The 12,338-nt window shown below is 68.0% G+C and carries 12 protein-coding genes; 2 read left to right on the forward strand and 10 right to left on the reverse strand.

The window, feature by feature from the left end; translation table 11 throughout:
- The first annotated feature begins 808 nt into the window (after positions 1 to 808).
- Positions 809 to 2,104, forward strand: coding sequence for a PIN-like domain-containing protein (locus ACPPVO_RS54030; RefSeq protein ID WP_426507295.1), 1,296 nt, complete (start codon positions 809 to 811; stop codon positions 2,102 to 2,104).
- A gap of 303 nt (positions 2,105 to 2,407) precedes the next feature.
- Here the strand turns inward: ACPPVO_RS54030 and ACPPVO_RS54035 are convergent, their stop codons facing one another.
- From ACPPVO_RS54035 to ACPPVO_RS54065, 7 genes are all read right to left on the reverse strand, one after another.
- A complete protein-coding gene (locus ACPPVO_RS54035; RefSeq protein ID WP_426507297.1) occupies positions 2,408 to 3,301 on the reverse strand; it encodes an IS3 family transposase in 894 nt (297 codons plus the stop codon).
- Positions 3,298 to 3,597: a transposase gene (locus tag ACPPVO_RS54040; RefSeq protein WP_426507299.1), complete on the reverse strand. Its 300-nt coding sequence runs from the start codon at positions 3,595 to 3,597 to the stop codon at positions 3,298 to 3,300. Before ACPPVO_RS54040 ends, ACPPVO_RS54035 begins: the two co-directional genes overlap by 4 nt.
- A 274-nt stretch (positions 3,598 to 3,871) precedes the next feature.
- Positions 3,872 to 4,174: a DUF7336 domain-containing protein gene (locus tag ACPPVO_RS54045; RefSeq protein ID WP_426507301.1), complete on the reverse strand. Its 303-nt coding sequence runs from the start codon at positions 4,172 to 4,174 to the stop codon at positions 3,872 to 3,874.
- A 321-nt stretch (positions 4,175 to 4,495) separates the two neighbouring features.
- Entirely contained in the window at positions 4,496 to 5,692 is a 1,197-nt protein-coding gene (locus ACPPVO_RS54050) for a hypothetical protein (protein WP_426507303.1), read from the reverse strand.
- Positions 5,693 to 5,820: 128 nt separating this feature from the next.
- Entirely contained in the window at positions 5,821 to 6,318 is a 498-nt protein-coding gene (locus ACPPVO_RS54055) for a WapI family immunity protein (RefSeq protein ID WP_426507305.1), read from the reverse strand.
- A gap of 167 nt (positions 6,319 to 6,485) precedes the next feature.
- Positions 6,486 to 7,250 (reverse strand): alpha/beta hydrolase, encoded by a 765-nt coding sequence (locus tag ACPPVO_RS54060; RefSeq protein ID WP_426507306.1) that lies wholly within the window; start codon positions 7,248 to 7,250, stop codon positions 6,486 to 6,488.
- Between the two features lie 471 nt (positions 7,251 to 7,721).
- Entirely contained in the window at positions 7,722 to 8,303 is a 582-nt protein-coding gene (locus ACPPVO_RS54065; protein ID WP_426507307.1) for a hypothetical protein, read from the reverse strand.
- 335 nt (positions 8,304 to 8,638) lie between these two features.
- Between ACPPVO_RS54065 and ACPPVO_RS54070 the strand changes: the two genes are divergently transcribed.
- Complete coding sequence (locus ACPPVO_RS54070) at positions 8,639 to 8,956, forward strand: hypothetical protein (protein ID WP_426507308.1); 318 nt, start codon at positions 8,639 to 8,641, stop codon at positions 8,954 to 8,956.
- Positions 8,957 to 8,983: 27 nt separating this feature from the next.
- Here ACPPVO_RS54070 and ACPPVO_RS54075 read toward each other — a convergent pair whose 3' ends face one another.
- The 3 genes from ACPPVO_RS54075 to ACPPVO_RS54085 form a co-directional block, all read right to left on the reverse strand.
- Complete coding sequence (locus tag ACPPVO_RS54075; RefSeq protein ID WP_426507309.1) at positions 8,984 to 9,490, reverse strand: hypothetical protein; 507 nt, start codon at positions 9,488 to 9,490, stop codon at positions 8,984 to 8,986.
- A 158-nt stretch (positions 9,491 to 9,648) separates the two neighbouring features.
- Complete coding sequence (locus tag ACPPVO_RS54080) at positions 9,649 to 10,320, reverse strand: response regulator transcription factor (protein ID WP_426507310.1); 672 nt, start codon at positions 10,318 to 10,320, stop codon at positions 9,649 to 9,651.
- A gap of 6 nt (positions 10,321 to 10,326) precedes the next feature.
- Positions 10,327 to 11,439, reverse strand: coding sequence for a sensor histidine kinase (locus ACPPVO_RS54085; protein ID WP_426507312.1), 1,113 nt, complete (start codon positions 11,437 to 11,439; stop codon positions 10,327 to 10,329).
- Between the last annotated feature and the right edge of the window lie 899 nt (positions 11,440 to 12,338).

Here is a 12,338-nt window from a genome sequence, read left to right on the forward strand (position 1 = left end):
CACATGAACGTGATCAGCGGGGAGATATCTGGCCATCCACGGGGAGATCCCTGGCACTAGCGGGGCGGTAAATGGCCGCCTACGGGGGAGTATCTACCGTCCGCGGACATTGAACTCCTGGGCGACCCTCGCCCGCTTGACCTTGGCCCGTCCGCGTACGATGCCTGCCCCGCAGCCGCGTCTTCGACGGCGCCACCGCGACCGACCGGCGGGCTCGCGCCCGCCGCCGCACACAAACACACCGCTTCGGGACACCGGGCTGTCCACCTGGGGCGGGATACCGATGCGTGCGTTGGCGAGCGCGGTGCGGTCACACAGGCCGTCGCGTCAGCACCGGCTGACGCGATTGCAGATGACGAGGTTGATGTCTTGCGGTCACGATGGATCGCCATCCGCGTCGATCCCTCAATCGGCCGTCATCTGCGATGGCGGTCATGTTGATCAGCCACGACGCCGAGGCGTGAACGCTGGCGTGAGGGGTGCACAATCCACTGCACGTGCATTCGCGCCTGCATTTGCACTTGCTCTGTTGGGTGAAGGGCGGCATGATGACTGGCGTGGTGGTTCCGGCCATCCCGTCCGGCGTCGCCGCACTCATTCAGGCGGTCGCGAGGCGGGCTTGAGGTCGGCGGCCGCCGCCACCCAGGTGCTCGCCGTCCGAGGGCGCGGCGCCACTGAACGTCTACGACCGGAACATGTCCCCAAGAACGGCGCATCCGACAAAAGTGTCGAAGAAGGTGGAACCGGGCGCGTGCGCCCGCACGGGTGCCCTCTGTGTGTTGATCACGTGCGAAAGGGATATCGCGCGATGCACGGTCTCAGCGAAGGTTTCGAGCATTTCCTCGTCCCGGACGACGCGCTCGTCGAGGACGCGGTAGTCCACGGACTGGTCGTGCTAGACACGAACGTGCTGCTCGACGGCTACCGATTCCACCCGGCCACCCGGGATGATCTGTTTGGTGTGCTTGAGCGTCTCGGTGAGCGGTTGTGGATCCCGCACCAGGTGGCACTCGAGTTCTTCAAAAACCGGCTGACGGTGATGGCCAGCCTGGACACCACCTACCAACAAGTCATCGATGCCGTCACCGAGCACCGGGCGGTCACCGAGGACAAGCTCGGTCAGAAGATTCGCACTCTGGTGAACCGGGTGGCCATTGACGACGCCACCCGTGACCTGCTGCTCACACACCTGACGGACGGCTTCACCGCGATCACAGACACATTGGAGCAGCTGCGGCAACGTCACGACGGAGGTCTCAGCTCGGCCAGCAACGACCCGGTGTTGCATCGCTTGGACAAGCTCCTCGCCGGCAAGGTCGGCCCAGCACCCAGTGGCGAAGAGTCCGCGCAGCTGAGGGCCGAGGCTGGGCGGCGGGTGGCGGAACAGGTCCCGCCGGGCTTCCAGGACCGGGCCAAGCCCGATTCCTGTGGCGACTACATCGTGTGGGCGCAGTCGTTGCAGGAGGCCCGACGGCGTGGCCTGCCGCTGCTGTTCGTGACCAGTGACGACAAGGGCGACTGGTTCCTGACCATCAAGGGCCGGACCATGTGCGCGCTGCCGGCGTTGCAGGCTGAGGCCCGCCAAGCCGCGGGTGTGCCGCTGGTGCTGGCCCAGCCGCAGACGCTGCTGTGGTACGCACGCCGGTATCTGGACGCTCCAGTCAGTGACGCCACCGTGCTACAGGCCAGCGACAGCGCCGCGCCGCCCGCCCACAGGATCCGCGAACTCGTGGTCCATCGGTTGGCGCTGTTCGACATGATCAATGTCGCGGAGCGGGAGCTGCGTCGTCAGCGTGACACCCACACAAAGTTGACCGTGCGTCGTGATGCCGCCATGGACGACATGACCCGTACCACCCGTCCTGGTCGAGGCCCGCTCGACGACACCCGTTACCACCTCGACCGGCAGCTTGTCGACAGTGCCGAACGTGTCCGGCGTATTGAACGGATTCTGGCGCTACTAAACCGCCCACCGACCGACGTAGGCGGGAGCCACGTGCGGATCACCTGGCATGGCTTTCCCAGCGAAGAGCAGATGGAGGATTTCTTCAATCCAGCCGAAGGCCTCGCCACAGCATCGTCGATCACCCAAGCGTCCACATAGCTCCTCGATGTCCAGGCATCAACGGGCAAACCGGAAGGTCCAGGCGCTGTTGCATAAGCCGTGCGCAAGATCGGGGATGCTTGAGCGGTGAGCCGGCGTTCGCCTGCGCCGACGTTCGAGCAGCTGCTGGGCGCCGAGCCGCGCACCGAAATGGCTGTTATGGGCGACTCGCTGTCGCGCGCGAGCGCTGGTCGCCACGCGAGTGGACCGCGGGAGACCCTACGGTAAGTACTGGTTGATCGCGGCTAGGACTCGCAGCGCTGCCCGCCCGATGTCAATCCCCTGGAATCGTGGAGGACTCCGTTATGCGGCTTGAGCCTCCAGCGGCCAAGCTGTTGATCGTTCGTAGTCGATAGGTGAGAGGCCGTCGCAGACGGAGTGCCGGCGGCGGTGGTTGTAGAAGTCGGTGATCCAGGTGGCGATCTTGAGTCGTGCCTCGGCGCGGGTGCGGAACTGCCGCCGATGCACGTACTCGACCTTGATGGTGGAGAAGGTGGCCTCGGCGACGGCGTTGTCGAAGCACGACCCGACGCGGCCCATCGACTGGCGCACCTTCCAGCGGGCGCAGGCCCGGGCGAAGTCGGCCGAGCAGTATTCACTGCCCCGGTCGCTGTGAAAAATCACGCCGGTGACGTCGCCGCCGCGGGTGACTGCGGCGATGTTCAGCGCTGCGACGACCAGGCCGGCGTCGTGCCGGTCGCCCATGGCGTAGCCGAGGATGCGCCTGGAGTACAGGTCGATGACGGTGGCGAGGTAGAGCTTGCCCTCGTCGGTGACGATCTCGGTCATGTCGCCGCACCAGGCCACGTCCGGCGCGGGCGCGGTGAACTTCCGCTTGATCAGGTCCGGGGCGGCTGATCGCTTGCCCTGCCGGGTCAGCCCACGCCGGCGCCGTTTGACCCGGGCGACCAGGCCGAGTTCGGCCATCAGCGCCGCGATCGTGTTGTCCGACACCCGCCAGCCCTGCGCCCGCACCTGGAGGCCGATACGCGGGCTGCCGTAGGTGCTGCCGCCCGAGGCGTCAAAGACGCGCCGGACCGCGTCCGTCAACCCGGCCCTACGGTCCTGGCGGGGTGTCGGCGGCCGGTCCCTCCACTTGTAGAACCACGACTCGGACACCCCCAGGGCCCGGCAGGCCACCGCGTGCGGCACGTCATGCTCGGCCCTCTGGGCAGCGATGAAGGCGGCCACGCTCACCGGCCCGTCGCTTCCTTGACCCACAGGACCACGGATCGCTTGAGGACATCACGCTCCGTCGCCAGCTCGGCGTTCTCCCGCCGCAACCGCGCGAGCTCAGCCCGCTCGTCCTCGGCCAGCAGCCCGGCAGCCGCTTCGCCAAGCGCCGCACGATCCTGGTGCACCCAGTTGGCCAGGGTGCCGCTGTTGATCCCCAGATCACGCGCTACCTGCGCGATCGACTTCCCAGTCTCCCGCACGATCCGGACCGCACCCGCACGGAACTCCGGATCGAACCGACGTCTCGTCTCAGCCATGAACCTCTATCCCTCAAGTTCTGGCCTCCACGTTACGAGGGGAACCACAACCGGCTTTGTACATCCTGATCTGCCGCGATCCGGTGGTGCAGCTGACATGCGCTCGATCAGATCGATCGGCTGCTGTCAACGACGGTTGAAAGCTGAGCAGGTTGCGACGACTACAGCCCAGTTTTCACGCGGCGCCGACAGCTGCATCCATCGGCGGTGTACCGCATTGGCTGAGTCCGGTGTGCTGCCGCCGATGCAGGCGTTATGGGGCCGCTGCCGGCGATCAACCGTCGCGGCCCGCCTGGTCGACCCGTGGAATGGTGGCGAAGCCATCGGTCCACCGGTCTTCGTCGAGCGTGTAGTGATCAATCAGGAAGCAGTCAGGCTCGTCACGAAAGCCGGGCAACGATCGTGCACTGACAACCCGCTCCTCAGCCTTGTGCTGTGTGGAGTAGGCCCCGAGGATCTTCAGGTCGTCACCGTCCTCTTCGTCCCATTCCAACGTGCCCTCTTCGTTGCGGTGGCGAGTCGGTCTTCCGTCACAAAAGGGGGCGTGCCGCACGTGCCGCAGCAGGTAGATGTCCACGCCCTGAAGGTACGGGGCTTCATTCGCCGCGGCGCCATCAATAGAAGCAAGATCGGATTCGCGCTCATGCCGCAGGTCTTGCGCGCGGTCGGCTCGGAGGTCGTCACGCTTCGTGGCGTCGAGCCGGTTCGTTGCCCCGCAGCATCGATGCCCTGCGCGTGCTAGCGGAGGGAATGCCCGTCTTGGAGCAGGTCGTTCATGTGCCTGCTGCTATGCGGCATGTGAGTCCGCCATGCGCGCAGTCCCGGGGTCACCTCCACGGACCACAGCCGCGGCACGTCCACCGCCGAGTAGCGCGTTGGTGGCCTATGGGTCGCTGCTTCAGGGGATGTCAGTCAGACAGAACCGTTCACCGGTCTCCGTAATGTCGACAGAGGTCGTTTCCGGCAGGCCGGCGCCACGCAACAGGCGAGCAACGAGCCGTAGCGCGTGTTCTCGGGGCATGGGACGGGTCGTCTCGAGGCGAATGATGAGGTCTGATCCGTCGTATCCGTGCGACGTGATGATGATGGCGTCCTGTCCAGCGAGGGCGGCGTTGACGTCGTCCTTGTCGGTCGGCGTACGTGGCGTGAAGCCGACCACCAGGCTCCACGGCAGATCCGCTCGCCCGGCGCGGGCCAGCGCGGTCGAGGCGAAGTACCGCAGCGCGCGGCTCTCCCATGGCGGGCGGCGGTCATCCCAGCCGGCCAAGCGCGCCGGCTGCGGCAGGTCCGGCTCGGCGGCGTCGGCGAGTATGCGTCGTACCGTGGCGGACACGTTTGGACCGTGCCGGTACGACAGGGCGACGGCAGCGGTCGCCGCGACGCAGCCGTCATCGGCATGCAAGCACTGGTGCAGTCGCTCATCGATGCGCCGATCACGGACGTGCAGGGTGGCCAGGGCAAGGTTGGCGCTGGCCTGCACCAATCGACCTTCCGCGGCCAGCAACGCATCGACGGCCCACCTGGTCGGCGGCAACCAGGCCAGCAACGCCGCCGCGCGGGCCGCAACCTCGTCATCGGGGTCGCTGACCCACCGCGCGACGGTCGCGGAACGTTCGGCGCAGGCCTGGTACGCACGGTACGCCCAGCGATCGGGGCCGGAAAGGTCCCAGAAGAACGGCTCGTCCGCGTCGGTACCGTCCTGGTGATACAACCACTGGATCAGCCGCTGCTCCTGCTCATCGGTCAGGTCGTCGGCTTGTGGGTAGAACGTCTCGGCGCAGAATGGCAACGCGACGATGTCCCAGTCGCCCAGCACCGTGCTGGCCAGCGTGTCCAACAGATCCGCCCGGTTCGGGGTCGTGGCCTCGTCGACGAGGCCGACCAGAAACGGCACCACCACCGCGCTGACCGGCCACCGCCCCTGCCCGCAGATGTGCCCGGCCAGGTCGGCGTGCGCCTCCTCCCGGTCTGACGCGTCCGCTGCCGACAACGTCCACAGCCACGACGGCACCCGGCTCGACGAGCCGTCCAGGCCATACAGCCTGTCCCACGGAACCTCCCCGAGCCCCGACAGCGGATCACGGCTCGCAGGCACGAGACATCTCTAACCGAACGAGTCTCACAAAACAAGACGACCAAGATCGCCCGCCTCAGCCGACACCGCGAACGCCAAGCGCGAATGCTGGGGCATCCGCTATGCCGCAAACCGGCTTCGTTGCGTTGTCAGCGGTCGGGATACGGCCCGATCTCAGCTTCCCAATCCGCGGCCGCTTGCATGAGTTGCTCGCGGTTCATTTCGCACCTGATCACGTACGGTGCATCGGCCCCATGTCCAGACCACCAAGGCGGCGCGAACTCCAGGGCCAGGCCGATGTCGAGCATCGCGGTGGCCCGACCAGATGGGAACGCCGCCAACGACAGGTTGGGCTCGGTAAACGCCAGCTCGGCCGATGATCCACTGTCTCCTACGGCGACGGCCATCACGCAACCTGCCGCGACATTGCGCAGCCATCCACCGACCCGCGGTGACTCATCACATGTCAACGCTGGGTAGCGAAACTGCCAGGAACCGTCGACGCAAGTCGCGCTTCCCTCGAGCATGTGCCAGCTGAAGCGTTGGGCTGGAGCGTCCGCATCCGGGAACTGGTATCCAACTACACGCAACGCTACGCCGTGACCGTCGCCCCCCAACCACACGATCAACAGTGTGCGGCATGGCATCCGCTATGCCGCCGACCGCGCTCGCCGGCGCTCGATCCATCGTGACAACGAGTGGTCGAGCTTCTGCGGCAGGGCTTCCGCTCGAAGCCGATGAGCGGATGTCGGACCGTGGGCTGGGTGCTGGTGTCGGCGTCCGGGTGGGCACCCGGACGCCGATACTTGTCGGGTTAGACCGGCGAAGCGCCGGTCTGACTGAGCTGCCGGGTCAGGAACTCCTTGTCGACGCCGACCCACCGCATCGCGCGATGCGTGCCCGGGTTGGCGAGCAACGTCTTGTCCTTCGACGCGAAGGCGTCGAACAACGCGAGAACAGATCCGCGGTCGACGTTCTCTTCGTCCAGCGGGAGCAGGAACTGGATCGGAACAGTGATCCGTCGCGCCGCCTCAAGCACCGCCTCGGACACGAAGAACCCGCCGCCGAAGACGGCAGCGGCGATCCGCGGCTCTGCCGCCGCCAGCGGCACGCCGATCGCGCTGCCCAGCGACATGCCACCGCCATAGCCGATCGGCGCGTCGGCGCCTATCTCGGGCAACTCCTGGAACGCGTCCAGGACCGCCCGCCACTCGGGTACCGCACGCTCGGCCAACGAGTCCATGTAGCGCATGCTGACCGACGCGAAGCGCTCGGTATCGCCTGCCGTCGCAGCCTGCCGCAGGTCACCACGAGCCTGTTCGTCCTCGCCGGTGCGGACGCGATCACCGTGTCCAGGGGCATCGATGGCGACAACGATGAAGCCCCAGCTGGTCACGGCCTCCTGGGCCCGGGCCACCAGGCCGGGTGTCTTCTTGTGCAGGCCGCCACCATGACCCATCAACACCAGGGGCGCGCGGTTGGTGGAGGTTTCCGGGGACCATTGCACCCCGGTGATGTCGCCGAGGGTGAACTCGCGTTCGACGACGCCGTTCGATGAAGCCTTCGTGGTGAAACGCATAGATTTCATAGGACTTGCCCTTCGGGAGTGCCGCAATGATCGGGCGCTCCCGGTGACTCCTACGTCAACCGCCAGCCGTGTGGACCGGTAGGGAGCACCCACGTGCGTACAGCGTCATGGGTCTCACCTCCTCGCATTGCCACGGCTTCAGAGAAGTTACAACGGCCCGGGCCGTACCGCCATCCGATTTCCGCCACCGGATCAGGACCAGACGACATGCCGGCACGCCGCACGGATCTGCCGCTGACCTCGCGCGTGGCCGCAGAGCGCCCGTCACTCTCCGGGGAGTCCGGCCCGGCCGTCGACCTGTCCCACAGGCGCACGACTCTGGCCGATGAGCGCGCACCCGATCTTGTTTGATGAGCGGATGTATCAGCAGGCACTTCTCTCGCGTTAGGACGTATTCGCCACGAGGCCTGTGCCGAGGAACTTGGCGGAATCCTGGAAGGGCTCGGGCTCGCAGAGCTGGCCCTACGCCCGATAGACCGCGGCGAGGCTGTCGACCGCCGCCCGGACGAAGCGCTCACCGAGGCCACGCACCCCGTAGTACGCGTCGTCGTCCGCGCCCGTCAGTCGGACGTGCGCGAGCCAAATGTCGCGCTCCGCCGACTCGAACGGCTGCCCCAGGTCGTGCGCGACCCCACTGCGCTCCAACTCCCAGTCGACGTGTCCCGCGAACCGCTCGCCGTACTCCCACAAGTTGTCAAACGACCGCGCAGCGAGCGGCCGCCCGGAAAGCACCTCCGTTGCCCTGAGCAGCTGCATCACGCACTCGTACGGGTAGTAGCCGACGCCGGTCGGCACCTCCTCATATTCGTCGAAGGCGTCGAGGTACCCCTCGACACGCCGCTTCAGCTCGCCAACCACCGCCGGGTCACCGAGCGAAAGCACCTCGGCGGCAAGCGCTTCGAGAAACCGACGCAGGTGGGCGTCGACGTGGCCAAGCCCGCGTACGGGCGGCATGCCGACGGTCAGTGCCGCGTACCGCACACCGGCCAGCGCCGCCGCCTGACGGCGCCCGGCCGGCGTCAACGTGGCGTTGAGGTCCCGCATGCGTGCTCCCGAAGTTGTCGAGCCTGCCCGATACTAAACAGCCTCAGTGCACGCTATGCCGCCGTCCGAGTGCGTCGGCCGCAGAGGCGCCATCACTCTCCGTGGATCAGGCGGATAGTCCGGCTGCTGCCATACCTGAGTTCGAGCCAACTCCTCAGGCTTGCCGACTGCCCATGCCGCGGAGCGCTCGTAACAGAAGGGTGGCGTCAGGTTTCCGTTGTGCCGCCGATCGTGGGCGGCCCGGCCGTTGGGATCGCTTGATCGGCTGCGCGGTCATGCCGCAAACAACGCGCGCCGGTTCTACAACGCCGCGACGCTCGTGGCAGCATTCCCGGATGCGTGAGTCCGTAGCGGTCGTCCATGACCTGGTGTCCCGGTTCTCACCGCTCGACGAGCTCGGCGCCGCAGCGCTGGCCTGGCTGGCGAGCACGGACGACGTGTTCCGCCGGGTGAAACCAGCGTCCCCGCCGCAGCACCTGGTGTCCTACGTGGTGCCGGTCGCCGCGGACGGGCGGATCCTGCTCGTCGACCACGTCAACGCCGGGCTGTGGCTCCCGCCACCCGTTCATTCGGCAAGTCCGCTGTCGGGTTGCTCGTTGTCGACTGCCGCTCGTCCGGTGGCGAGCATAGGTACGTGGGCCGCAGAGCGGTGAGGCGAACGACGAAGACGTAGGTCGTGGCTATTGGGGCTGGCGATGGCGGGTGAGGAACGCGGGGATGTGTACCAGGAGCAGGAGCGGTAGTCCGATGAGGGCGATCAGGCTGCGGTACAGGATCGTGGTGTCGTGGGCGCCGAAGCTGAGGGTGTAGCCGGCGTTGGCGATGGTGGGGATCCAGCACGCCCACCAGGCCCATGGTTGCCGGCGGCGGAACGGGACGGCCACGATGATCAGGAACAGGAACGCGAAGACGAGTTCGTGCAGGGCGTAGCCGCGTTCCAGGAGCGTCACGTAGCCGGTGACGCCGGGGTCTGTGTGTTGGGCGGTGCTCCAGCTGGTGGCGGTGACGGCGGTGAAGGTGGCGGTGTGGTCGACGGGTAGGCCGGTGCGGGCGTCGGCGATCAGGTCGTTGGTCGCGCCGAAGACGTAGAGGCCGCCGAGGGTGAGTAGCCCGATCCAGGCGGCGGTCAGCCACGGTGAGTGGCGCCGGCTGGGCGATGCGGACGTGGTCGTGGTCGTGGCGTCCATGGTGGTGGCCCTTCGGGTCGCTGCTCGGGTGATGGGGCCAGCATCGCGACCGGCGGGGTAGCTCGCGTCCAGCGGCGGGCGACACCTGCGGATACGCGCCAGGACGTACGCCCGCCGCCCCAGGTACGTCACCAGGCGACCGCCCGGTCCGGGGTGGGTCAGTGTTGGCCCGGGTGGACCAGGCCGGATTCGTAGGCGGTGACGACGAGTTGGGCGCGGTCGCGGGCGCCGAGTTTGGTCATGATCCGGCTGACGTGGGTGCGGGCAGTTGCCGGTGACAGGACGAGTTTCGCGGCGATCTCGTCGTTGGACAGGCCGACGCCGATGAGGGCGAGGACTTCGCGTTCCCGGTCGGTCAGCACCCGCAGCACCGTGTCGGATGTGGGTGGTGTGGCGGGTTCGGGTCGGGCGACGTATGCCTCGATCAGAGCGCGGGTGGCGCCCGGGGTCAGCAGTGCCTGCCCGCCGGCGACGACGCGGATTGCGTGCAGCAGTTCGTCGGTGTCGGCGTCTTTGACCAGGAACCCGGCGGCGCCCGCGCGGAGTGCCTGGAAGACGTAGCTGTCCTCGTCGAAGGTGGTCAGGATCAGGATCCGTACCCCGGTCAGGTCCGCGTCGCTGCTGATCGCTCTGGTGGCGGCCAGCCCGTCCAGCATCGGCATCCGGATGTCCATGAGTACCACGTCGGGGTGCAGCTGCCGGGCCAGGTCGATGGCTTGGCGGCCGTCGCCGGCTTCACCGACGACGTCGATGTCCCCGGCGAGTTGCAGCAGGACCCGGAACCCGGAGCGGACCAGGGCCTGGTCGTCGGCGAGCAGGACGCGGATCATCGCCGGTCAGCTTTGCACAGGAAGCCATGCCGTGACCCGCCAGCCCCTATCTTCGACCGGGCCGGTGTCCAGCCGGCCGTGCACGGCGGCGACCCGTTCCCGCATCCCGGCGAGCCCGTGTCCGGGTGTGTTCCCGTGGCCGCCGTCGGTCTGGGGTGCGCGGAGGCCGTCGTCGCGGACGTCCACCCGTGTCCCGTCCGCGTCGGTAGCGATGGTGACGGTGACCGTGGTGGCGTCGGCGTGGCGTAGCACGTTGGTCAGCGCCTCCTGCACGACCCGGTAGACCACCTCCTCGACCGGTGCCGGTAGCGCGGCGATGGTCTCGTCGATGGCGGTGTGCACGGTCAGCCCGGCCGCGCGGGCGGTGCCGAGGAGTCCGTGCAGTCGCGCGGTGGCCGCCGGCACGGCCGGGGTCGTCGGGGTGTGGCGCAGGGTGCTCAGCGTCGCGCGGATCTCCCGTAGCGCGTCCCGGCTGGTGGCCTCGATCGCCGCCATGGCGTGGCGGGCGGCGGCGGGGTCGGTGTCCAGCAGTGCGGCGGCGGCGCGGGCCTGGACGTGGACGGCGGCGAAGCTGTGTCCGACGACGTCGTGCAGGTCCCGCGCGATCCGCAGCCGTTCTTCGGCCACCCGGGCTCGGGCCTCCTCGTCCTTGCTGCGTTCGGCCAGCTCGGCGCGGTCCCGCAGCGCCTGCACCGTCTGGCGGCGGGCCCGCACGACCATCCCGGCCAGCAGGCAGGCCACCACCCAGCCGGGCGCGGCCCAGCTGAACGCCGACACCTGCCCATGCGCGGCCACTGCGGTCGCCGACCGTGCCGCGACCAGCACCGCGGCGACCGCGGCGGCGGCCAACGCCTGGCGGCGGCCCAGGCGCACACCCACCGTGTACAGGGCGACCATCACCGCCACCACCAGCGGGCCACCGGGGTAGTCCCGCACGGCGAACGCGAGCAACGCCGCACCCAGTACCCCGGCGACCGGCAGCGGGTAGCGGCGGCGGACCAGCAGCGCGGCGCACGACACCACCACCAGTCCGTAGGCCCAGCCGTCGACCGGTCGGGTGCCTGGCTGGCTACGACCGGCGCCCGCCGCCAAGACCAGCGACACCAGCAGCACCACCACGGCGACCGATACATCGAACGCTGCGGCGGACCACCGGGCACCAGGCTGTGCGCGCACTCCACGACCCTAGGCCACCAGCACACCCGTGCGACGACGAGCACGGCACGACGAGCACGGCATCCAGGCGCCCGGCTCGTGAAGCAGTGCCCGGCCTGATCGCGAGGACCTGTCCGCTGCGACCGCATCTCCCGGCGGGGGCACCGGGCGCCGTCGGGTTCTGGCAGAGTCGGCCACCTGCCGTGGTGGCCCATCTAATGGTGCACGCTCATGCCGCAAGTGTTGCGCTGCGACGGGACCGTCGTCGTCACAGTGAGTGACAGGCCGAAGCGGCACCCAGGCTTCGCACCGGTAGGCCGCTGGCGAGGTACCCCTTCGGGTCCTTTTCCAGCGGCCCCCGGCCCGAACCCGCCGTGCCAGTTTCCCGGCAACGGGCTCTCCAGCGACCATCACGTAGGACGGGTCAACGACTGCGTCCACGCAGGGCATCACGTTCCGGTTCGACGCTCGGCATTACGCCTACCTTCCCGGCTGGTGATGCCCGGTCACCTGGCCTGCTTCGCCCTGTGCCCGGCTTTCCCGGACCCCTTGGCAGGTCGTAACTCCTGCGACTACTACCAGGCCTCCGTCGCCATAGGACTCGCGTCCCGTAGGCGATCCCGCGTTCGTCCCTGTTGTACGTATCGAGCGGAACGTAGGCGGCCAACTCATCTCCTTGAATGCCCTCACTGGGCATCGCCCATGCCCCGAAGGGTGCGCCGGCAGATCAGGAATACCAGCGCAGAGCACGGCACCGGCTTCGGACGCCTTGCCAGTGGATGTCGGCTTGCATCGTCTGGAGATTTGGCTTCGGGCAATTCAGCTCTCGCCATATTCCGCGGGTCCCGCAGCGCGCCGCCCCT

This window comes from Dactylosporangium sp. McL0621, assembly GCF_049995355.1.
Taxonomy (GTDB): Bacteria; Actinomycetota; Actinomycetes; order Mycobacteriales; family Micromonosporaceae; genus Dactylosporangium.